The organism is Chryseobacterium aquifrigidense (assembly GCF_006716485.1).
GTDB classification, from domain to species: domain Bacteria; phylum Bacteroidota; class Bacteroidia; order Flavobacteriales; family Weeksellaceae; genus Chryseobacterium; species Chryseobacterium vietnamense.
The window spans coordinates 155,480-176,271 of the sequence record NZ_VFPD01000004.1; the positions used below are offsets into that span (position 1 = coordinate 155,480).

At 37.5% G+C, this 20,792-nt stretch carries 20 protein-coding genes; 7 read left to right on the plus strand and 13 right to left on the minus strand.

The window, feature by feature from the left end; all coding sequences use genetic code 11:
• Nucleotides 1–32: 32 nt before the first annotated feature.
• The 4 genes from FB551_RS21520 (at nt 33) to FB551_RS21535 (ending at nt 3,669) form a co-directional block, all read left to right on the plus strand.
• Nucleotides 33–1,403, plus strand: coding sequence for an exopolysaccharide biosynthesis polyprenyl glycosylphosphotransferase (locus FB551_RS21520; RefSeq protein WP_047428832.1), 1,371 nt, complete (start codon nt 33–35; stop codon nt 1,401–1,403).
• A 103-nt stretch (nt 1,404–1,506) separates the two neighbouring features.
• Nucleotides 1,507–2,259: an MlaE family ABC transporter permease gene (locus tag FB551_RS21525; protein ID WP_047381748.1), complete on the plus strand. Its 753-nt coding sequence runs from the start codon at nt 1,507–1,509 to the stop codon at nt 2,257–2,259.
• On the plus strand, nt 2,259–3,074 hold the full coding sequence (locus FB551_RS21530; protein ID WP_047428831.1) for an ABC transporter ATP-binding protein: 816 nt from the start codon (nt 2,259–2,261) through the stop codon (nt 3,072–3,074). The genes FB551_RS21525 and FB551_RS21530 overlap by 1 nt, the downstream gene beginning before the upstream one ends.
• Nucleotides 3,058–3,669, plus strand: coding sequence for an outer membrane beta-barrel protein (locus FB551_RS21535; RefSeq protein WP_142018877.1), 612 nt, complete (start codon nt 3,058–3,060; stop codon nt 3,667–3,669). The genes FB551_RS21530 and FB551_RS21535 overlap by 17 nt, the downstream gene beginning before the upstream one ends.
• A gap of 36 nt (nt 3,670–3,705) precedes the next feature.
• On the opposite strand, the gene FB551_RS21540 is transcribed toward FB551_RS21535, so the two are convergent.
• Together FB551_RS21540 and FB551_RS21545 are read right to left on the minus strand one after the other, a co-directional pair.
• Nucleotides 3,706–4,017 carry a hypothetical protein gene (locus FB551_RS21540; RefSeq protein WP_047428829.1) on the minus strand — a complete coding sequence of 104 codons (312 nt, stop codon included), beginning with the start codon at nt 4,015–4,017 and terminating at the stop codon, nt 3,706–3,708.
• Between the two features lie 86 nt (nt 4,018–4,103).
• Nucleotides 4,104–4,910 (minus strand): M48 family metallopeptidase, encoded by an 807-nt coding sequence (locus FB551_RS21545; protein WP_142018878.1) that lies wholly within the window; start codon nt 4,908–4,910, stop codon nt 4,104–4,106.
• A 105-nt stretch (nt 4,911–5,015) separates the two neighbouring features.
• Between FB551_RS21545 and FB551_RS21550 the strand changes: the two genes are divergently transcribed.
• Nucleotides 5,016–5,564: a DUF4251 domain-containing protein gene (locus FB551_RS21550; protein ID WP_047428825.1), complete on the plus strand. Its 549-nt coding sequence runs from the start codon at nt 5,016–5,018 to the stop codon at nt 5,562–5,564.
• On the opposite strand, the gene meaB is transcribed toward FB551_RS21550, so the two are convergent.
• A complete protein-coding gene (gene meaB, locus FB551_RS21555) occupies nt 5,561–6,553 on the minus strand; it encodes a methylmalonyl Co-A mutase-associated GTPase MeaB (protein WP_142018879.1) in 993 nt (330 codons plus the stop codon). The genes FB551_RS21550 and meaB overlap by 4 nt on opposite strands.
• A gap of 198 nt (nt 6,554–6,751) precedes the next feature.
• Here meaB and FB551_RS21560 point away from each other — a divergent pair, with 198 nt between their 5' ends.
• Together FB551_RS21560 and FB551_RS21565 are read left to right on the plus strand one after the other, a co-directional pair.
• Nucleotides 6,752–7,045: a c-type cytochrome gene (locus FB551_RS21560; RefSeq protein WP_142018880.1), complete on the plus strand. Its 294-nt coding sequence runs from the start codon at nt 6,752–6,754 to the stop codon at nt 7,043–7,045.
• 20 nt (nt 7,046–7,065) lie between these two features.
• The gene (locus FB551_RS21565; RefSeq protein WP_047428818.1) at nt 7,066–7,353 is read left to right on the plus strand and encodes a c-type cytochrome; all 288 of its coding nucleotides are present in this window, start codon (nt 7,066–7,068) and stop codon (nt 7,351–7,353) included.
• A 46-nt stretch (nt 7,354–7,399) separates the two neighbouring features.
• Here the strand turns inward: FB551_RS21565 and FB551_RS21570 are convergent, their stop codons facing one another.
• The 10 genes from FB551_RS21570 to FB551_RS21615 all read right to left on the minus strand — a co-directional run bounded on the left by FB551_RS21570 (nt 7,400) and on the right by FB551_RS21615 (nt 20,738).
• A complete protein-coding gene (locus tag FB551_RS21570; RefSeq protein WP_142018881.1) occupies nt 7,400–9,979 on the minus strand; it encodes a T9SS-dependent M36 family metallopeptidase in 2,580 nt (859 codons plus the stop codon).
• 218 nt (nt 9,980–10,197) lie between these two features.
• Entirely contained in the window at nt 10,198–10,710 is a 513-nt protein-coding gene (locus FB551_RS21575) for a tetratricopeptide repeat protein (protein ID WP_142018882.1), read from the minus strand.
• Nucleotides 10,697–11,395 (minus strand): peptide chain release factor H, encoded by a 699-nt coding sequence (prfH, locus tag FB551_RS21580; RefSeq protein ID WP_142018883.1) that lies wholly within the window; start codon nt 11,393–11,395, stop codon nt 10,697–10,699. The genes FB551_RS21575 and prfH overlap by 14 nt, the downstream gene beginning before the upstream one ends.
• Nucleotides 11,396–11,397: 2 nt before the next feature.
• Nucleotides 11,398–11,943 (minus strand): nucleotidyltransferase family protein, encoded by a 546-nt coding sequence (locus FB551_RS21585; protein WP_142018884.1) that lies wholly within the window; start codon nt 11,941–11,943, stop codon nt 11,398–11,400.
• 76 nt (nt 11,944–12,019) lie between these two features.
• Entirely contained in the window at nt 12,020–13,411 is a 1,392-nt protein-coding gene (locus tag FB551_RS21590; protein WP_142018885.1) for an RtcB family protein, read from the minus strand.
• Between the two features lie 27 nt (nt 13,412–13,438).
• Nucleotides 13,439–14,173 (minus strand): hypothetical protein, encoded by a 735-nt coding sequence (locus FB551_RS21595; RefSeq protein WP_142018886.1) that lies wholly within the window; start codon nt 14,171–14,173, stop codon nt 13,439–13,441.
• 405 nt (nt 14,174–14,578) lie between these two features.
• On the minus strand, nt 14,579–15,562 hold the full coding sequence (locus tag FB551_RS21600; RefSeq protein WP_142018887.1) for a M28 family peptidase: 984 nt from the start codon (nt 15,560–15,562) through the stop codon (nt 14,579–14,581).
• 42 nt (nt 15,563–15,604) lie between these two features.
• The gene (scpA, locus tag FB551_RS21605; protein ID WP_142018888.1) at nt 15,605–17,725 is read right to left on the minus strand and encodes a methylmalonyl-CoA mutase; all 2,121 of its coding nucleotides are present in this window, start codon (nt 17,723–17,725) and stop codon (nt 15,605–15,607) included.
• Between the two features lie 138 nt (nt 17,726–17,863).
• Nucleotides 17,864–19,966 carry a prolyl oligopeptidase family serine peptidase gene (locus FB551_RS21610; protein WP_142018889.1) on the minus strand — a complete coding sequence of 701 codons (2,103 nt, stop codon included), beginning with the start codon at nt 19,964–19,966 and terminating at the stop codon, nt 17,864–17,866.
• Nucleotides 19,967–20,060: 94 nt separating this feature from the next.
• Complete coding sequence (locus FB551_RS21615) at nt 20,061–20,738, minus strand: hypothetical protein (protein WP_142018890.1); 678 nt, start codon at nt 20,736–20,738, stop codon at nt 20,061–20,063.
• Nucleotides 20,739–20,792: the final 54 nt, after the last annotated feature.

A 20,792-nucleotide genomic window follows, 5' to 3' on the forward strand; every position in this document is an offset into this window, starting at 1 on the left:
TTAGCTGGGCTTATCCGCTATAATACCGATAGATGCAGAGAATTCGATACTCTAGATACCTGAAATCGATCATTATGTTGCTTGACCTCATGGTTATTGCATCTATCTTCATATTCTTTTTTATAAGCAGAAACGAAAGTTTAAAATACAATAAAGAAACCTGGTATCAGAATAGTTTTTCTTTGGTTCTGTTGTTTTTGTTCTGGGTACTACTGAGTGGTAGGACAAAAATATACAATATTCCGAGGAACCTCACCTATACCCTGTTTCTTGAACGCCTCTTGATTCATTTCCTCTTTTTTATACTGGGAGTGCTGCTAATAGGAAAGGTAAGTAAGAATGTATTTTTCAATTCGGATATTTACTGGCTTTCGCTTTACCTATTTATTTCCATCTTCCTGGCGAAATCATTAGTGTATTTTGCGATCAAGTATTTGCGATCTCTTGGAGCGAATTACAGAAATGTCATGTTTTTGGGAGACCGGCATTCCACAGAAATTCTTAAAAATATCTTTACAGACCGTAAGGACTATGGGTACAGAATATTTGAATATGAAAATGCCGAGGTGAAGATCAATGAGCTGGTAGCTTTCTGGAAAAAAAACGGAATCCACACTCTGTTTTTATCTATGGAAAACTCTTATGATGAGGCCATGAAAAATGAAATTTTCAGTCTGGCTGAAGATCATAAGATCCACATATCATTGATCCCAAGCATTACACAAAGTGATTTTTTCCTTTATGACCTTGGATATATACAGACCCAGCCGGTACTTAATCAGGCCAGGTATCCGTTAGATTATTATTCTAATTTCCTGATGAAAAGAACATTTGATATTTTCTTTTCTGCTTTTATATTGATTGTAATCTGCTCATGGGTATTCCCGATTATTGCGATTTTGATCAAAACAACGTCCAAAGGTCCAGTTTTTTTCCTTCAGAAAAGATATGGTTTTCATGAAGATGTTTTTAATTGTATTAAATTCAGAACAATGGTTGTCAATGATGAATCTACGACGAAAACTACATCAATAAATGATTCCAGAATTACCAGAGTAGGTAAATTTTTAAGAAAAACCAGCCTTGATGAACTTCCTCAATTTATTAATGTATTGAGAGGTGAAATGTCTGTAGTAGGTCCGCGCCCTCATATGCTGGCTGTTGACAATTATTACAAACCCAAAATCGGAAGATACAGCCTGAGAAGTATGGTTAGCCCTGGTATAACCGGATTGGCACAGGCGAATGGACTGCGTGGTGACTTTGGAGATGTGGAAGTAGAAATGAAAAAAAGAGTTCTGGCAGATGCTTTCTATGTAAGAAACTGGAGTTTTGTACTCGATCTGGTAATTATTTTAAAAACCGTTTTTTTGGTCATTGGAGGAGATAAAAATGCAAAATAAGGGAAGAAATAAGATAGATATTGAAATAATTTTAACACAAAACTAAGCTTTGGTCTTATTCTTGACTCTAGCCCAATTAAATAAAAAAGTCTAATTTAGCAGTATGTTAAAAAAGTTTTTCACAGCAGTAGGGGAATACATGATCCTCTTGGGAAAATCCCTGCAGAAGCCTCAGAAAATGAGGGTTTTCTGGAAGCTGTTCATGAGAGAAATTAATGATTTGGGAGTAAATTCTTTCGGACTTGTTATCTTCACCTCCATATTTGTTGGAGCGGTAGTGGCTATTCAGATGTTCAACAACTTTGATGCTTCTTCTTTTCCTATTCCGCCTTCATTTGTAGGATATGCTACGAAAGCGGTTTTGGTTTTGGAATTTGCCCCTACCATTATCAGTCTTATTCTGGCAGGTAAGGTAGGTTCCTATATTGCGTCAAGTATTGGAACAATGAGGGTTTCCGAACAGATTGATGCATTGGATATTATGGGAGTGAACTCACCCAATTTTCTGATATTTCCTAAAATTATCGCCTGTATGCTGTTTAATCCCCTTCTTATTGCTATCAGTATCGTATTTGGTATTGGTGGTGGATATATTGCCGGGATATTAACAGGAAACTGGACAGAAAACGACTATATTGTTGGTATTCAAATGTATATGCCGAATTTATTTATTTACTATGCATTTACCAAAACGATCGTTTTCGCTTTTATCATCGCAACGGTTCCTTCTTATTTCGGATATAATGTAAAAGGAGGATCCCTGGAAGTAGGTAGAGCAAGTACGCAGGCAGTGGTATGGACAATGGTATTCATTATCATTTCTGAATTAATTTTAACCCAATTAATATTAAGCTGATGATTGAGGTAAAAGATCTTAAGAAAAGTTTTGATGATGTTGAAGTATTGAAAGGAATTTCAACTTCATTTGATAAAGGAAAGGTAAACTTAATCATTGGGCAGAGTGGTTCCGGTAAAACCGTTTTTTTAAAAAGTTTATTGAATGTCTATATGCCTTCTTCAGGAGAAATTCTGTTTGACGGAAAAGACATCAACACAATGACGAGAGATGAAAAACAACATCTCCGTTCAGAAATCGGAACGGTATTCCAGGGAAGTGCATTATTTGATTCCTTAACTGTGGAAGAGAATATCATGTTCCCCCTTGATATGTTTACCAATCTTACCTACAGAGAAAAAAAGAAAAGGGTTTTTGAAGTAATAGGACGAGTACATCTTGACAAAGCGGAAAGAAAATATCCTTCTGAAATTTCCGGAGGAATGCAGAAAAGGGTGGCGATCGCCAGAGCAATTGTCAACAATCCTAAATATTTGTTCTGTGATGAACCCAATTCCGGACTGGATCCATATACTTCAAAGATCATTGATGATCTTCTTTATGAGATCACCAAAGAATATAATACTACAACAATCATCAATACACACGATATGAACTCTGTAATGACGATTGGCGAGAAAATTGTATACCTAAGACTGGGAATCAAAGAATGGGAAGGTAATAAAGACATCCTGATTACCGCAGGCAATAAAAATCTGATTGACTTCGTTTATTCTTCAGAACTGTTTAAAGAACTGAGAGAATATTTACTTGAGAATAATAAAACGATTGAAACGACAAATACAAAAATAGACGATAATGAAAAAGGTACTTAGTATAGCGTTATTAGGGTTTTCAATGTGGGCATCTGCACAGATTTCACTGGCAGGTAAAGCCAACTTAATTTTTCCAACAGGCTCACCTTCATGGTCCAATATTAAAGGGACAGTGAATGATGCTATTGCAGGAACAGGTAAAAATAATGTAGGTTTCAACGTTGGGCTTTCATTAAAAGTGGGACTTCCTACTTCATTGTTTGTGATGCCGGAAATCTATTATACTCACTTCAAAAATGAGTTTACTACAGAGAACACTACTTTTGATGTAAAAAGCAACCGTATTGATGTTCCGGTTCTTTTGGGATATAACCTTTTAGGAAATATGCTGGGAGTTTTTGTAGGACCTGTAGGAAGTTTTAACTTAAACAAAGACAATACTTACAACGATTTCAAGGAAAATGCTAAAAATGACTTTACCATAGGGTATCAGTTTGGTGCACAGCTTGAAATCAAAAAGCTTATTGTAAATGCAAGATATGAAGGTGCTTTCAGTAAAGATGAAAGAAATTTCATCAACAAAGTTTCCGGTTCGGAAATCAGATATGATAACAGACCTAACTTGTTTATGGTAGGTTTAGGATATAAATTCTAATGATTTATCGAAAATAACAACTTTAAACCCTCAAATTTAAATTTGAGGGTTTTTATTTTGTTCTTCAAGTTCAGCCTGGCGTTTTGCAATGTCAGCAGCCTGTTTTTCAAGCTCTTCTTTGTCTTTTTGCAGCTGTTTGAATTCTTTTTTCTTCTGTTCCGCTTTGATAGCGCTTCCTTTACTTACATATCCTACCATTCCTCCAATGATAAGCCCTATTCCGATTCCCGCCATTATACCCATAATGTGGGAAATTTTTATTTGCTCTACGGCAAAATCAGTTGTTAAATAGAAAAGTAAGGCAGAAACAGCCAAAAGGATAAGTCCAGTAATTGATAAACTCTTCATAATATTGTGTTTAGGTGGTTACATAAAAAAGCCTTACCAAATTTACTAAAAATTTAATAAGGCCTTACTCAAGATTAAAATTCTAATTATATTTTTCCTCCTGCAGCCTTATAGTATTCCAAAGCTTTTGGAAGATCTTTGTTGATATCTGAAATTCTTGTTTCCGGATTCGGGTGAGTAGATAAGAATTCAGGTTGTCTTGCTCCTGTAGATGCGGCTTCCATTCTGTTCCAGAAAGGAATTGCTGCTCTTGGATCATATCCTGCCATAGACATCAGGTAAAGTCCCATTTCATCAGCCTCGGACTCCTGACCTCTTCCGTATTTCAATAAAGCGACCTGTGAACCAATAGGATATACCTTCTGGAAAACACTCGCCCATTGTGAGTTTGAAATTGTTCCTCCCAGGATAGCTCCTCCGTACTGGGCTACCATTGCCTGAGAAATTCTTTCGTTTCCGTGGCCTGCCAGCGCGTGGGAAACCTCATGTCCCAATACTACTGCAAGTCCGTTATCGTCTTTTGTTACCGGTAATATTCCGGTATAAACGGCTACTTTACCACCAGGCATACACCAGGCGTTCAGCTCATTGCTCTGCAAAAGATTAAATTCCCAGCTGTAGCTTGCAAGATCTGCTGATCTTCCAATACTCTGATAATATCTTTCTGCCGCATTTTTAATTCTGTTTCCTACATTTACCACTCTCTTTGCATCTGCTGTACCGGTAATCACTTTACCTTTAGACAATGTCGTTCTATATTCCTGTGAAGACATTGTTAAAATTTCCGAATTGTTGGCCAGCTGTAAAGAAGACCTCCCCGTAATCGGGTTTGTAGTACAGGCAACAGCCGACAGAGCAATAGCTCCCATTCCTAATAGATGTGTAACTTTCATAGTTTGAGTGTTAATAATTCAACCTTAACAATTTTTATTCCAAAATATTTCAGAAAGAATATATTTGCATACATTTTGCTGTTTAAATTTAATAATTATATCATTATGAAAAAGTATATTTCTTTACTGATGATTTTTGGATTCCTGTTCTTATTCCAGAGCTGTGCTTCACAAGGTTCATTAGATCCGAAAACAGTGGACACTTTGGTGAATTCCCAGGAGTTTACCTTCTATGCACAAAGAGCCAACCCTACGAATTATGATGTTATCAATGTCATGAATTCAATGCCCAATGCCACTGCAACAAGAATGTTGAATCTGAATGGAGATTACACCATTGACGTCAGTAAAAATACGCTTGAAGTAGTACTTCCTTATTTTGGAAGACTATTCAATCCTACCTTTGGAAGCGCAAGTGATAACAGCTACCGATTTACTTCGAAAGATTTTACGGTCACTAAAACTCAGAATAAAAAAGGAACCTGGACTTTTAAGTTCAAACCTAAAGATGTAAGAAACGTAGACGAAGTGAATATTGAAATTTTTAAAACCGGAAAAGCTTTCGTTTCTATGAGAAGTAACGACAGGCAACCCATCACCTATGACGGATATATTTCAAAAACTGAGGTTAAACAGGAAAAAGAGAAGCTTTAACCCCTGTTTTCGTTAGATAAAAATTTTTCTACAAATAATTTTGCTTCAGTACTTGGATTAGAAACCATGGCTGAAGCATTTTTTTTGTGCATATGATAAGCTTCCTCCACCGCATTACTTTTTTTCATCAGGGATAAAATATATTCCTGAACCCAATATTCAAATCGTTTTTCAGCCTGCTGAACCCGGATTTCTTCAAAACGGCCACTCTTCTTTTTCAGATCAATAAATTCGGATATTGTATCATACACTTCCTGTAATCCCTGATTATGAAGCGCAGAGCCAAGTAAAACAGGAATCTTCCATCCTTTTTCTTTAGGCGGAATAAAGTCTAATGCTCTTTTTAATTCCAGTCTTGTATTTTTAGCTTTCTGAAGATTGTCCTGATCTACTTTATTGATAAAAATGAGGTCTACCATTTCCATGATACCTCTTTTTATTCCCTGAAGCTCATCTCCACCTCCAATAATTTTAAGGAATAAGAAAACATCGGTAATATCAGCAACCAGCACTTCTGACTGCCCTACTCCTACCGTTTCTATTAAAATATAATCGTAGCCTGCAGCTTCGCAGATCATCATAGTTTCAAAAGTAGTATTCGCTACTCCTCCCAAAAACCCTGAGCTGGGAGAAGGGCGGATGAATGCATTTTCTTCTTTGGCCAATTCTTCCATTCTGGTTTTATCTCCCAAAATACTTCCCTTGTTAATAGCTGAACTAGGATCAATGGCCAAAACGGCAACCTTTTTTCCATGAGCAATAACCAAACGGCCAAAGTTTTCTATAAAGGTAGATTTTCCTGCCCCGGGAACACCCGTTACTCCTACCCTCACAGAGTTTCCGGTAAGAGGCATAATTTTCTTCAACAATTCTTCTGCCTGTACCCTATGCTCTGCTTTCTTACTTTCAACCAATGTAATAGCTTTTGCAATCAGGCGTTTGTTTCCTGACTGTATTCCTTCTATTAGCTCTTCTGTAGAAAATTTCATTAATTCAAAATTAATAATTAAAATGGGAATGGTCAATAGCCTGCTTGGAATGATGAGACAAAAGATTTAAATTATCTTCATTTGGGATTACTGATTTTACGTAATTTTAATTTTTATTTCTTCTAAATTAAAACTAGAACCCCCTATATCAACCGCTTAAGGAATTTATTACATTTGTTATCTATCAAAAAAAGAAACATGAAAAAACTCATCGCTGCGGCTTCGTTTACTGCAATTTTGCTGGTATCCTGTACGCCGAAAGCTGCTACATCCACTGCTACTGCAGGAACTTCAACATCTACTGCAGAACAGATTGCTCAGGGGAAAACTATTTTTGAAAACTCTTGTGGAAGATGTCATAAACTCCCTGATCCTGCTTCACACAATTCTGTACAATGGGTAGGAATCATGAATTCTATGGCTCCAAAGGCAAAATTAACGGATGAACAGCACCAATGGGTTTATGATTATATTGTTTCTGTGAAGAAGTAATCATCAAACAAAAATAGGATATGAAAAAATTCATCTTAGCCGGTATCGCAGCATCAGCATTTCTGGTATCCTGCGGACCAAAAAGTGTGGCTGTAACAGGGCCAAAGTATACCTCATCTGAGCAGCTGGCGCAAGGAAAAACCATTTTTGAAAATTCCTGTGCAAAATGCCATAAGCTGCCGGAACCAACGAAACATGACGACAAGGGATGGATCAACACGTTAAGCAGAATGGCTCCAAAAGCTAAACTGAGCGATGACCAGCATCAAATGGTGTATGACTATCTGATCTCTGTCAATAAAAAATAAGCTTTCAATGAAAGCTTATTTTTTTATCTTTAATTAATGCCAACTGTTATCTTACAATAAGTTTTTCAACCTGGGACTGATTCCCCTGACTGATATGAACCATATAAACTCCTTTTTGAAGTCCTTTTACAGAAACAGCTTTCTTCGATCCTGATTCTCTGGAATCCGTCATTACTAATTTACCAGACATGTCAAACATCGTAATTTTAACTTCATTCGGAGATTTATCAATATTTCCCACGAAAAATTCATCATAAACAGGATTAGGAAAAACAATAAACCTGGATCCTGCTTTTATACTTTCCTTAGTAGCCAAAGCTGTATTGCATTCGGCAGGTACTGTAAAGTCTTCTACCTGATCAGTAGCAACTGTTTTGGAACCTGCGGATGCGTTCACTCCAAGCCCTCTTCTTGCAAATGTGTTCCAAATCAAGCATTTATTAAGCCCTCCATTTCCTATTACATCAGCCTGCAAAATAGCATCTCTACCATCAATAAAAGTGGGGCTGCACGGCTGCAGCTTAATTCCGTCAATGACAAGCTGAAGAACTTTTGCATTTCCGGAAGTACTGCTAGCCAGAACATCATTATTATATCCATATTTTTCTATATACTTCCAGGCCAGATCCCAAAGCATTGTTGTCCATATAAAACCTATCTGATGAACTTCTGTATTGGTATTTGTTTTCCCGTAGGTATAATCATTAATGCTAAAATCGGGGGAATATTTAGCCAGCCTGTTGCCATTGCCGGTTGTAGGCTCATTTTTCGTATAAGTTGAATGTCCTCTGGAAACAGAGGAAGTGTCTCCAGGTCTGGCGGTCACCATAAGTCCGAAGAAATCAGACCAACCTTCGCCCATCTGCTCCGTGCTGTTGGTGGATGAGAGACAACTATATCCCTGTGCGGTAAGCCGGTTGGATACTCCATGCCCATACTCATGGGCCATAGTACCATTATCAAAACATGCATTCTTGAAACCACTATAATCTAAATTGAGGGTGGCATTAATAGTATTTCCGCTATTCAACTGCCCGGTCAGGAATAGACCTTCCGTTTTTCCCATACTCATAGTAGGTATGGTCACCTGCCCTCCATAAGTTCCTGCACCCAATGAAGTTGGGATATCGGAAGAAGATTTATACATAATGACACCTACAGCTCCAGCATTCTGTATGTTGAGGGCTTTAAGGCCAAATTCACAATTAGCATTTGTTATGACTGCAATTTTATTAGCCAGGCTTCCAGCAGCAGGAGCGGTACATGCATCGGCTGGTACAGGAATTGCCAGGTCTCCTGTAACCGGAGCACCATACAAAGGTCCAAATGATGCTCCTGCTGTCAATACTTTTGGTCTGCCCGCCACGGAAGCAGGAGAATTATACTGATACCTTATTACCGGGTCATCAGCTGTTTGCAGCCTATCATAAAGATACATCTGCATTCTACCTGCCTTTACCTGTGGCTGTCCGTTGACAATTTTTTCATAGCCAGGGCTAAAATTGGCATTATTAAGGCCGCTTCCGTCAAAAGCTTCTGCATTTACAGCATCTCCTCCCATACCAGTATTTCCAAAGTTACTGGTCTGGAAATTTCGGGCAGATTCTGTAAATCCGAATTTATAAAACAGATCATGCATTTTATTATTCATATAAAATAACTCCGTGATAGCAGCATCTTTATATGTGAAGGGATTATCATATCTTCCGTCGGCAAAAGGAAAATCAAAAATGCGCGCGCTTCCGCCATCCGGAGAATATCCTGGTGTATCCGTATTATTCTGATCAGAATAAGCGTACACATTATTCCCTCTTGTTATAGTGTAGCTGTTGGTTCCATCGGAATGCCAGCCTTCGGGAGATGCAGTAAGATCCCAGGGATTAGTGATGATAGAACGTGAACCAAATGTAGGTGCTTCTACCGGTAACGGAAATACATTATAAGATGCATTATCCGGCACGAGCTTCCCCTGAATATTTATTTCACTCTTTATTTCAGTGGGTTCCGCATATACCAGGTGAAACTTTGCCGGTTGTTCTGAACGATTATTGTCCTCTTCTTTATCCGCAAAATTACAACTGACGGTCATATTATCTTTAGTGAATATTTCACCTGTATCTGCGTCAGCTATTACATGCCATACATTGGAAGAATTCTTATCAGAAACAAATAATTCCTTTGCAAGTTTATATACTTTATTATTCTCAAAATAGACATCATCAGCGTAATTTATTTCAGAAATATCTTTCAGACCCAGCTTACTTTTGATAAGATCATCCGAAAACTTTGCAGTACTGTTTTTATGGCCATCCACAACAATATTCCTCTTAAATTCATTTTTCTCAGAGATAATTTTATTTTCCCTGATCACTACTTTTCCCAGAGCATTATAGACCCGAAGCCCATTATAGGTTTGCTGTACATCCACAATTCTGGCCTGAAGGCTGTGGGAAAGATCTTCGTTCAGAATAATAATTCCTGATGCATCGTTGCTACTCTTTTGTGCTATCTGCCCCTTTTTGTGGTAATATTCCTGAATAAGTTCTGCAGAATTTTGAGCGCAAACATTTCCGGAAACAAAAAACGCTGCTACCGAAAATGGTACTAGAAAAAAATTTTTATTCATATTGTTTTTTTAGGTAGATAAATATATAAAACACTACCTGCTAACAACTTATAAAAAAAATAAAATCACAAAAATCAGCAATATCTGAATATTTCTGTTTTTTTTAAATTATATTATTTATTCTTTTAAAATTTTTGTTTTATAATTTTAACTATTGATGGTGGTCATTTTTGATAAATACCTACAGAATCAGGTTTAATATATCTAAAAAAGGAGATTTATTTAATCTCCTCTTTCTTTCTGACCCTTGTTACCGGCATTTTACTTTTAATCATTTTTTCTCTATCTTCAAGTATATCGAGTGCTGTACGGTTGTAAGCAAATTTCTTAGCTTCTTTAAGGGTTCCTAAAGCTTGCTTGTACTCAAAGTTTCTTTCCTGCAGAAGGGAGAGACAGTTCAGAATTTCTGATTTGTCAATTCCTTTTAGCTTTAAGGCAAATGCTATCAATTTTTCCGCTTCTTTATAATCTTCATTATTTAAAAGGCATTCGATATAATATTTGGGAGTATTAACATTTCCGATATTACTTTGCATGGCTTCATCAAAATATTTCTTTGCTGTTTCATAGTCCTTTAATTCTTCTGAATATACTCTTCCCATCAGGCAAAGGCTGTCTGCATCTTCCGGTTCGTAAGACAGAGCATAATTCAGTGCATCCATACATTCAGAAAGATTGAATGGAAAGTAGTCTAATGCTTCAAAATAATATTTACTTTTAGTTAAGGTCATTGTTGTAGTTTTTAAGTTCGTTTTTCAAGGCATTTCTTTGTTTTTTGAATGTCCTGTCGTCGTAATTCTTTTTAAAATCTGTTCCTGAAAATGTCCGAACCGGATTTCCGCGTTCTACCTGCATCTGAAGAGACCAGGTTTCTTTCAGCTTTCTTTCCAGCTGTTGGATATAAACAGCCATTACCTTTTCTTTGAGTCTGATAACAGATAGTTTTTTATTCTCCAGCTGGGAACGGGAATCCTGTACAAACACCGTTTCTTTAGTAGGAATATGAGTAGCACGAACAGCGGTATTCACTTTGTTTACGTTTTGTCCTCCGCTTCCCTGACTTCTCGCAGTCTGAAACCGGATGTCTTTTTCATGGAAGTCAATCATTTTCACATTCTCCAATTCGAAGATTCCGATAAACCAATTGCTTCTTTTATGGAGTTTCCTGAATGTACTTTTTCCTATCCAGCAAACACTTCCCAACCAGTTTTTTAAAAATATATTTATCTCTTTGCCCTTTAAAAGCAGAGTCACAGACTTTAATGTTAGGTTTTCATCACCGCTTTCACGATGTATGATTTCGTATTCTATTGTATTTTGTTTTGCCTCTTCAAAAAAAGTCTTCAGAACCTTGGCTACTACCCACTGGCATTCTAAAGGTCCTCTTCCTGAAGTGATTTGTATTAATTTTTCCATTGTTATATTGGCATTTTGCTTAATAAAGGGTGACCTACCGGATCTATTCCCTTTTCTAATAAATCTTTTGCAGCCATTACTGCCCAGCATTTGTCACTGGAATGAATATTTCTGTAAAATGAAAGTAAAGTATCAGGCTTTACGACAGTAAAACCATTAGCTTCTATAGTTTCAAGATCATTTCTTTCAAAGAAGTCTATGGTAATTCTGTGGAATTTGTCATTTTCAAGCTCAACAGTTTTTTCATACCTGCGAAAGTTTTCCTCGCTCGGCAGATGGTCATATCGGGTCCAGACTTTCCGGAATCCTTCCTGCTGAAGAATGATGACTACTTCTGCTATCTTTTCTTTTTTTACAAAAACATCAATATCCTTATGGTCATGGGCATGCTTATATTCCGTATGTCCTTCTTCGGACATAAAATGCCATGCCCAACCTCCTGATATAATGATTTTATCTTTTAATTTATCTAAAATTTTGAGTCCTAACCGGATTCTGAATTCAGGCCAGACTTCACCGTATCTTTTGATGTTATGTGGTGCTCCCATTTCTTTGTTTTTAAATATTTCCTGATTAAACCTTACAGGTTTTTGAAACCTGTAAGGTTGTAAAATATTAGGCTAATTACTTATCCATTCTCACAATTCTCGGCTGGAAGGTTCCCAGAATGTCTACCAATTCGCTCTGAGCGTTCATCACTTCATTGATGTCTTTGTATGCCATAGGTGCTTCTTCAGCATTTCCACCCATCAGTGTGACTTTTTTAAGCTTTAATTCTTTTTTGATATCATGCTGAGTGAAAAGACTTCTGCATTCTCCTCTGGAATGTGCTCTTCCTGCACCATGGGACGCTGAGTTCAGAGATTCCGGGTTTCCTTTTCCGCGAACGATAAATCCTTTTGCGGTCATGGATCCGGGAATCATTCCCAATTCATTCTCATTGGCAGGTGTTGCGCCTTTTCGGTGAACAATCACTTCTTTTCCGTTGTGGATTTCTTTCCAGGCAAAGTTGTGATGATTTTCAATTCTGGCTTTTACTCTTCCACCAACGGCTTTTACAAGTCTTCTGTGAATATCGTCATGGCAGGCTGAAGCATAATCTCCGGCAAGATTCATTGCTGTCCAATATTCCAATCCCAGATGTGTACTAAGGTCCAGCCAGGCGAAGTTTTGGGCTTCTTTTGGTAGCGGACACTGTTCTGTTGCCATCCTTGAATAATACTGTGCAATTTCTGCTCCGAGGCCTCTTGAGCCACTGTGAGAAAGGATTCCCAGATATTTTCCTTTTGGCAGGCCAATCTGTTCGTCTTCTTCGGTGATTTCCACTTCCCCGAATTCTACAAAGTGATTTCCTCCGCCTGAAGATCCCATCTGTTTAATGGCTTTTCCCTTTAATCTTCTTAAGATCGGGATCATATCGAATGTATCTCTTTCAAAAATCTCATGGTCTATGTGAGACTTGTGCGTTTCATACATCCCGAATTTTGTATGTTCGGCAAGGGCTTTTTCATATTTATCTCTTGCCCCTTCAAGATATGAAACGGGTGTATCCAAAATACTGAGGCTCATTCTGCAGCCAATATCCATTCCTACTCCGTAAGGGATTACGGCGTTTTCCACTGCCAGAACTCCTCCAATTGGAAGTCCGTAGCCGCTGTGGGCATCGGGCATTAATGCTCCCTGAGTAGAAATAGGTAATTTCAAAGCTGTGTACAACTGATTTTTTGCCTCTTCTGAGATATTGTTACCAAAAATCTGAAAGGAAGCACGCTGTGAATTCAGCATTCTTTTTTCCGTTTTTTTGGATGAAAGCAGGGTTTCTGCAATCTGTCCGAAGGTGAGATCTTTCTCAAATTCTTCCGGATTCAGCAAAATTTCCTTTAAAAGAGCTTTTACATGGTGAATGTTCTTCGTTGCAAAATTTCTTTTCATGACTTCCAATGCTACGTTTACGCTTTGGTTATTTGGATAGCCCAGTTTTAATATATCTTTTCCTTTTAGTTTTAAATTTCCCATTGTTTTTGTTTTAAATAACAGTTGGACTCATAAGTCCTGTAAGCTTTCTGCAATCTCTGTTGCAGACATTTTGTAGTGAAAGTATTTTGTACTTTCATTTTGATCAGATTTGTATTTCATCTTCCATGAACCTGGCTTTCCATATATTGTTTTATGGATAATCCCAGCAACCTTGTGCTGTCCTAAATAATCTTCCAGTTCTGCGCACTCTTTTTCCAGTTCAAAGTCTACAGGTTTATAATGGGTAATCATATAGGGTCTTATTCGAAGGATAAACCTCCACGGTTCAATGAATTCGTAGTAAATCTCATACTTCTTCCTTATGGGGCAATATTCTTCCTTTTGCAAAAAATACTGTCTTTCCATTGGTGTAAGTCCGAATTTCGGATCACTCCAGGTATATGCTGAAACTCTACTGAGCTTCTGTTCTCTTTCCACATAGATTCTTCGTCCGGATTTTCTTTTCTTTTTAAGAAATTTTCTGCTTTCAGAATACATGTAAGTATTGATTTTCTTCAGAATTCCTTCAAAGAACTCTCCATATTTGGATCTCATTACATCTTCCCTTACCACAAAGAATCTTACAAATCCTCTTTGATAAGGTTTATCCAAAGGAATCCATTGGATATTTCGTCTGATTTCCCAAAGTTCTTCACTACGATGATATTTTTTCCTGATCTGCTTTTCTACATCTTTTTTAATTGTTCTTTTTCTGCTTCTCGCACTTCTCAGGCGGGAAAACAGAAGATTATCATTTTCCATTGTTCACAGAAGTATGATGTGAGATCACAAATGTTTTTATTTTATCTCACACAACTTTTATTCAACTAAAATATTAGTTGAATGGATTAATAATAGACAATAATAGTTCTGAGTGATATACTTCATCCTATTTCGTCTTTAATGACACTTAAAAAATTTCGGGTAAACTGGGAGTTTGAAATATTGCGCAATAAAAAACCCGAAATCTCTACGACTTCGGGTTTTGATATTTCATTGTACTGTTATTCTAAGAATGTACCAAACCGCGAAGCCTTACCACCATAAGTGGCAATCCAACTGTAGAATTCTGATTAGTTCTGAACATTGCTTCGTTGTTTTTTATTGGTTAAACTTGATTTTCAGGTGCAAATATATACATTTTTCTGAAAATCAAAATATTTTTTTTCACTTAATGTGAATAATACTGAGAAAAATGGCGTCAATAACCTTTGTCATTCTCTTTGTATCGAGGGTTTCCAAAGTGTCTGTAGGCTCATGATAATTTTTATTTCTGAAGAAGGAAGTATCTGTAATCATGAGAGCGGGGAAATCAAAGTTCCAATAGTTGAGATGATCAGAATAGTCTATTCCTGCTACAAATTTCGGGGCAGAGAAGGTTTCTGTTTTGATCTTTTCGGAACCTTTAAAGTTGCTGATAAAGTTTTTTACAAACGGACCAGCTCCACTGAATTTTTTAATCAAAGTAATAAAATCACCTTTATCACCGTATACCCATGAAAGAACACCTACAGGAAAGCTCTGAGAACCTTTTTCATCTTTAAAATAGCCAATCATTTCTACACTGGCCATTCCATAGACATCAATATTGTTATCTTTTAAATATTTTGCGTGGACATAACTTCCCATATTTTCAGTTCTGAAGTAAGGAGGTTCTTCTAAGGTGTAGGATACAAGATCTACTCTGTACTTCAACTTTTGTCCTTTAAGCATTCTTGCCAGCTCCAAAAGGGCCGTAACTCCGGTTGCATTGTCGTCTGCACCCTGCTGATCTCCACAAACATCGTAATGAGCTCCTATAATAATTCGTTTCTTATTTTCTGTTCCAAAGGAGGTCATTACATTTTTATATATTTTTCCGTCAACTTTGTATTCCTGGTAAGCAGTGCTGTCACCATAGGTATTGAAAGTCTGATGGATATAGCCTGCAACGGCATTCAGCTGCTCTATATTTTTATGATTTCTAAATTGCGGCGTTTGGGTAAGTGCTGTCAAATGTTTCCTAACCAAAGCAGTATCTGCAACGGTTTTCGAGCTTTGTATGGATTCATTTTTTCCTGAAGCTAAAAGGAAAGCACCAGCGATAATAAATAAGCCTACGACAAGAAACAATTTTTTCCTCGTAGGCTTTATTATATTTTTCAGAATCATAGGCTGCATTTTAATTTCAAATTGAAATTAAAGCTTTTCTGTTTATTTTTCTAAAAATCTCTCTAAAATTTCCACTGCACATTTCGGAAGGTTGGTTCCAGGGCCGAAAATAAAGTCTGCACCGTTGGCATAAAGGAATTCATAATCCTGCTGTGGAATTACTCCTCCTACAACGATGGTAATATCGTCTGCTCCCAGCTTGGAAAGTTCCTCCACTACCTGAGGAACTAATGTTTTATGTCCTGCTGCCAATGAAGAAACTCCTAAAATGTGAATATCATTTTCCACAGCTTGTTTAGCTACTTCTTCAGGAGTCTGGAACAATGGAGCAACATCTACGTCAAATCCCATATCGGCAAATGCTGTGGCTACAACTTTTGCACCTCTGTCATGCCCGTCCTGTCCCATTTTGGCTACCATAAGTCTTGGGCGGCGTCCTTCTTCTTCTTCAAATTTCTGAGTCAGATTAAGGGCTTTTTCAAAGTATTCGTTTTTACCGGCATTCATTGCGTATACACCAGAGATTGTTTTAATATTTGCTTTATATCTACCAAAGGTTTCTTCCATGGCATCACTCATTTCGCCAAGGGTAACTCTTCTTCTTGCTGCCTCAATGCATAGTGCCAGAAGGTTCCCTTTTCCGGTTTGAGCGCTTTGGCGGATTTCATTCAGAATCTGTTCAACAGCTTCAGCATTTCTTTCCGCTTTGATTGTATTCAGTCTTTCGATCTGTTTTCTGCGAACCTCGGTATTGTCAATGTCTAAGATTTCAATCTGATCCTGCTTCAATGAGGACTTGAATGAATTGACTCCGATGATGAATTCTTCTCCACTGTCGATCTTAGCCTGTTTTTTCGCTGCGGCTTCTTCAATTCTCATTTTTGGAATTCCGGCTTCGATGGCTTTGGTCATTCCTCCTTCCTGCTCTACCTCATCGATGTACCTCATCGCTTCTTCGATCATTTGCTGAGTAAGGCTTTCCACAAGGTTGCTTCCTCCCATCGGATCTACCACATCGCATATTCCGCTTTCCTGCTGAAGAATAATCTGTGTATTTCTTGCGATTTTTGCTGAATAATCGGTAGGAAGGGCAATGGCCTCATCCAATGCATTGGTATGGAGAGACTGTGTTCCTCCTAATGCGGAAGACAACGCTTCAATGGCAGTTCTTGTAATATTATTGAAAGGCTCCTGTTCTGTTAAAGACCATCCTGAGGTTTGGGAATGGGTTCTTAAAGCCAGAGATTTTGGATTCTGAGGATTAAACTGCTTTAAAAGGGTCGCCCAGATATATCGAGCAGCACGCATTTTAGCAATTTCCATGAAATGATTCATTCCGATTGCCCAGAAGAAAGAGAGTCTCGGAGCGAAATCGTCTACGTTCATTCCTGCTTTTATTCCTGTTCTTACATATTCAAGGCCATCAGCCAGCGTATAAGCCATTTCAAGCACAGGCGTTGCTCCGGCTTCCTGCATATGGTATCCTGAAATAGAAATGGAGTTGAATTTTGGAATGTTTTGCGAAGTATATTCAAAAATATCAGCGATAATTTTCATGGAAGGTGCCGGCGGATAGATATAGGTATTTCTTACCATGAACTCCTTCAGAATATCATTCTGAATGGTTCCTGAAAGCAGTTCCTGTTTTACTCCCTGCTCTTCTGCTGCTACGATATAGAAAGACAAAATAGGAAGTACCGCCCCATTCATGGTCATGGATACTGAAATCTGATCCAATGGAATCTCATTGAATAGAATCTTCATGTCTTCCACCGAGTCGATGGCAACTCCTGCTTTTCCTACGTCTCCTACTACTCTTGAGTGATCAGAGTCATATCCCCGGTGCGTTGCCAGGTCAAATGCTACTGAAAGTCCTTTCTGACCTGCAGCAAGGTTTCTCCTGTAGAAAGCATTGGATTCCTCTGCGGTAGAAAATCCGGCATACTGACGGATTGTCCATGGTTTTTGAACATACATGGTGGAATACGGTCCTCGCAGATAGGGAGCAATTCCTGGAGAAGTCTGCGTTAATGATTCATCTTTTACATCTTTTTTCTCATAGGATGATTTGAGTTCAAGGCCGTCTTTTTCAAAATTGTAAATCTCTCTTTCCTGAGGTAATACATTAAAATCCGGGTTTTTCACAGAAATTGTCTTTCGCATTCCAATTATTTTTGTCCCCGTAAAGTTAATTTTTTTGAACGAAACATGAAACTTCTGTTAACACTCTGTTTTTCTTGATTTTAGCAAAAGAAAAAGGCCGGACAAATGTCCAGCCGTTCTTATGGATATAAACTTAAGTTATTTCTTTATTCCCATCTCAAATAAAGCAAATGATATAAGATCTGCATTTTCACTGATCACCTGATCTGTTGATCTTCCTGCTCCGTGTCCTGCATTCTTTTCAATTCTTAAAAGAATAGGATTTTTACATGCTTGTTTTTCCTGAAGTTCTGCCCCGAATTTGAACGAGTGAGCTGGAACTACTCTGTCATCATGATCACTTGTGATAATCATTGTGGATGGGTAACAGGTTCCTGCTTTTACATTATGTACAGGAGAATAGGATTTAAGATACTCAAACATTTCTTTGCTGTCTTCCGCTGTACCGTAGTCATAAGACCATCCTGCTCCGGCTGTAAACTTGTTATATCTCAACATATCCAAAACTCCTACTCCCGGGAAGGCTACTCTAGCAAGATCAGGTCTCATTGTCATGGTTGCTCCAACCAATAATCCGCCATTTGATCTTCCTGAAAGGGCCATGTATTGTTTTGAAGTATAGCCTTTGCTTTGAAGGTATTCTCCGGCAGCAATAAAGTCTTCAAAAACATTTTTCTTCTGTTGTTTTGTTCCTGCATCATGCCATTTCTTACCGTATTCTCCTCCTCCACGGATGTTTGGAACAGCGTAAATACCCCCATTTTCCATCCAGATAGCGTTGACTACAGAGAATGATGGCTGAAGACTGATGTTGAACCCTCCATAAGAGTAAAGAATGGTAGGATTTTTACCATCCAACTTCGTTCCTTTCTTATAGTTGATCATCATAGGAACTTTTGTACCGTCTTTTGAAGTATAGAATACCTGTTCCGAAACATAATCATCCGGATTAAACTTTACTTTAGGCTTTTGATAGACTTCTGATTTTCCAGAGTCAACATTGAATTTATACGTAGTTCCCGGTGTAATATAATTGCTGAAAGAAAAGTAAACATCTTTCTCTTTTTCTTTTCCTCCAAATCCTGAAACATTTCCTTTACCGGGAAGCGTAATTTCCCTAACCAGTTTTCCTGTTTTATCAAACTGTTTTACCTGATCTATGGCATCAATCATATAGGTTGCAAAGAAATATCCTCCACCGGAAGAAATTCCCAATACGTTTTCAGTCTGTGGAATTACATCCTTCCATGTTGCCGGAGCAGGATTGCTTATCGTAGTTTTTACAAGACGCATATTCGGAGCATCTTTATCGGTGAAAATGAAAAGATCATCACCTTGTGTATCTACGATGCTGGCATTGATATCAAATCCGTTCATAATTTGTACAAAGTCGCCCCCTTTTTTAAGGTCTTTTATATACAACTCATTACCATTTGTAGCATTAGCTGCCGAAATGATAAGATATCTCTGATCTTCAGAAACTCCGGCACTTAAGTATCTTCTTGGGGTTTTATCTCCTCCGAAAATCAATTGATCTTCAGACTGTTTTGTTCCCAGCTTGTGAAAGTATACTTTGTGCTTATCCGTCATTCCGGAAAGTACTGTTCCTTCTTTTGGTTTGTCATAGCTTGAATAATAAAAACCTTCGTCTCCCTGCCATGAAATCCCGCTGAATTTTACATCCAGTAAAGTTTCATCAATCTGTTTTTTGGTTACAGCATCAATGATGATAATCTTGTTCCAATCACTACCTCCTTCAGAGATAGAGTAAGCAGCAAGATTTCCTTTTTTGTTGAAAGAAAGATTGGAAAGAGAAGTTGTTCCTTTCTCTGAAAATTTATTAGGATCTAAAAATACTTCTGTAGCATTGGTTTTGTTGTTTGTTCTATACAAAACAGACTGTGCCTGCAGACCATCGTTTTTATAATAGTAGGTATAATCTCCTTCTTTGAAAGGTGCTGAAATTTTCTCATAATTCCAGATATCTTTAAGCTGACTTTTAATTTTATCCCTGAACGGAATTTTAGAAAGATAATTCTGGCTGTAAGCTACTTCTTCATCTACCCATTTTTTTGTAGGTTCGGAATCATTTTCCAGATCTCTGAAGGGATCAGAAACAGCAGTTCCGAAATAGGTATCTGTCTGACTTCCTTTTAACGCTTTAGGATAATTCATTTTCTGAGAATAAAAAGATGCTGAAAACAATACTCCAGCGGTTAACAATATAGGTTTAAAATTCATACTGATCGGTTTTTCTCAAAAATACGCAAAGTATGTGAAATAAAAAAAGTCCCTTTATATCAGGACTTTTTTTATTTATGATTGTACTTTTCATCTATTCATTGGCTCCGAAGCTTTCAAAATAGAAATCGGTAAGGTTGGAAACAATCTCATCCGGGCTGCCGTTCCAATAGTATATTTTATCACCTTCTTTAAGTTCGTAAAGTCTAAAATTTTGGTCGGTTGTTACCGTCTTATCAGCATTCTTAAAATCCTGAACTGCCTGAATAAGATACTTTTTAAGGTCTTCAGCTTTTATTTTATTCAGATCTCCTTTTGGTCCGGAGGTTAGCTTTGAGGGAACCAGGAAGCTTACAGAATAGCTTATTTCTGCGATTTTTTGCCCTTCAACATATTCATTCGGAACTACTTTTACATCTTTTACAGTAAGTTTTCCGGTTTTAAAATTCCCAAACATTGCGGCGAAGTAATCTTCAGCTTCTTTTTTACAAGCTGCAGCCGTAGCTTTAGGAAAGGCTGCAAGAAAATTATCTACGCTTCCATTGATCATTTCCTTTGAAGTTTCTTTAAAATCCACCTGATAAGCAGTTTGACCGTCTACGGTAGGCTTTAAATAATCATTGAGTTTATTCAATGCGGTGTCATCATTATTCACAAAAGTACCAAAGAAGAGTTCAAAGGCTTCTTTAGGTTTCTTTACTTCTGTCTGCCCCATTAGTTGCTGCCCCATTATGGTAAGCAACAGCAGGAAAATAATTTTGTAGTTTTTCATAGTTTATATTTTGTTTTGTTATTGGGAAAAACAAAGCCCCTGAAAAGTCAGAGG

What these genes read in the sequence shown, in the direction of transcription:
- FB551_RS21520 (WP_047428832.1), top strand. Translation starts at nt 33, where the DNA reads ATGCAGAGAATTCGATACTCTAGATACCTGAAATCGATCATTATGTTG.
- FB551_RS21525 (WP_047381748.1), top strand. Translation starts at nt 1,507, where the DNA reads ATGTTAAAAAAGTTTTTCACAGCAGTAGGGGAATACATGATCCTCTTG.
- FB551_RS21530 (WP_047428831.1), top strand. Translation starts at nt 2,259, where the DNA reads ATGATTGAGGTAAAAGATCTTAAGAAAAGTTTTGATGATGTTGAAGTA.
- FB551_RS21535 (WP_142018877.1), top strand. Translation starts at nt 3,058, where the DNA reads ATGAAAAAGGTACTTAGTATAGCGTTATTAGGGTTTTCAATGTGGGCA.
- FB551_RS21540 (WP_047428829.1), bottom strand. Translation starts at nt 4,017, where the DNA reads ATGAAGAGTTTATCAATTACTGGACTTATCCTTTTGGCTGTTTCTGCC.
- FB551_RS21545 (WP_142018878.1), bottom strand. Translation starts at nt 4,910, where the DNA reads ATGAAAGTTACACATCTATTAGGAATGGGAGCTATTGCTCTGTCGGCT.
- FB551_RS21550 (WP_047428825.1), top strand. Translation starts at nt 5,016, where the DNA reads ATGAAAAAGTATATTTCTTTACTGATGATTTTTGGATTCCTGTTCTTA.
- meaB (WP_142018879.1), bottom strand. Translation starts at nt 6,553, where the DNA reads ATGAAATTTTCTACAGAAGAGCTAATAGAAGGAATACAGTCAGGAAAC.
- FB551_RS21560 (WP_142018880.1), top strand. Translation starts at nt 6,752, where the DNA reads ATGAAAAAACTCATCGCTGCGGCTTCGTTTACTGCAATTTTGCTGGTA.
- FB551_RS21565 (WP_047428818.1), top strand. Translation starts at nt 7,066, where the DNA reads ATGAAAAAATTCATCTTAGCCGGTATCGCAGCATCAGCATTTCTGGTA.
- FB551_RS21570 (WP_142018881.1), bottom strand. Translation starts at nt 9,979, where the DNA reads ATGAATAAAAATTTTTTTCTAGTACCATTTTCGGTAGCAGCGTTTTTT.
- FB551_RS21575 (WP_142018882.1), bottom strand. Translation starts at nt 10,710, where the DNA reads ATGACCTTAACTAAAAGTAAATATTATTTTGAAGCATTAGACTACTTT.
- prfH (WP_142018883.1), bottom strand. Translation starts at nt 11,395, where the DNA reads ATGGAAAAATTAATACAAATCACTTCAGGAAGAGGACCTTTAGAATGC.
- FB551_RS21585 (WP_142018884.1), bottom strand. Translation starts at nt 11,943, where the DNA reads ATGGGAGCACCACATAACATCAAAAGATACGGTGAAGTCTGGCCTGAA.
- FB551_RS21590 (WP_142018885.1), bottom strand. Translation starts at nt 13,411, where the DNA reads ATGGGAAATTTAAAACTAAAAGGAAAAGATATATTAAAACTGGGCTAT.
- FB551_RS21595 (WP_142018886.1), bottom strand. Translation starts at nt 14,173, where the DNA reads ATGGAAAATGATAATCTTCTGTTTTCCCGCCTGAGAAGTGCGAGAAGC.
- FB551_RS21600 (WP_142018887.1), bottom strand. Translation starts at nt 15,562, where the DNA reads ATGATTCTGAAAAATATAATAAAGCCTACGAGGAAAAAATTGTTTCTT.
- scpA (WP_142018888.1), bottom strand. Translation starts at nt 17,725, where the DNA reads ATGCGAAAGACAATTTCTGTGAAAAACCCGGATTTTAATGTATTACCT.
- FB551_RS21610 (WP_142018889.1), bottom strand. Translation starts at nt 19,966, where the DNA reads ATGAATTTTAAACCTATATTGTTAACCGCTGGAGTATTGTTTTCAGCA.
- FB551_RS21615 (WP_142018890.1), bottom strand. Translation starts at nt 20,738, where the DNA reads ATGAAAAACTACAAAATTATTTTCCTGCTGTTGCTTACCATAATGGGG.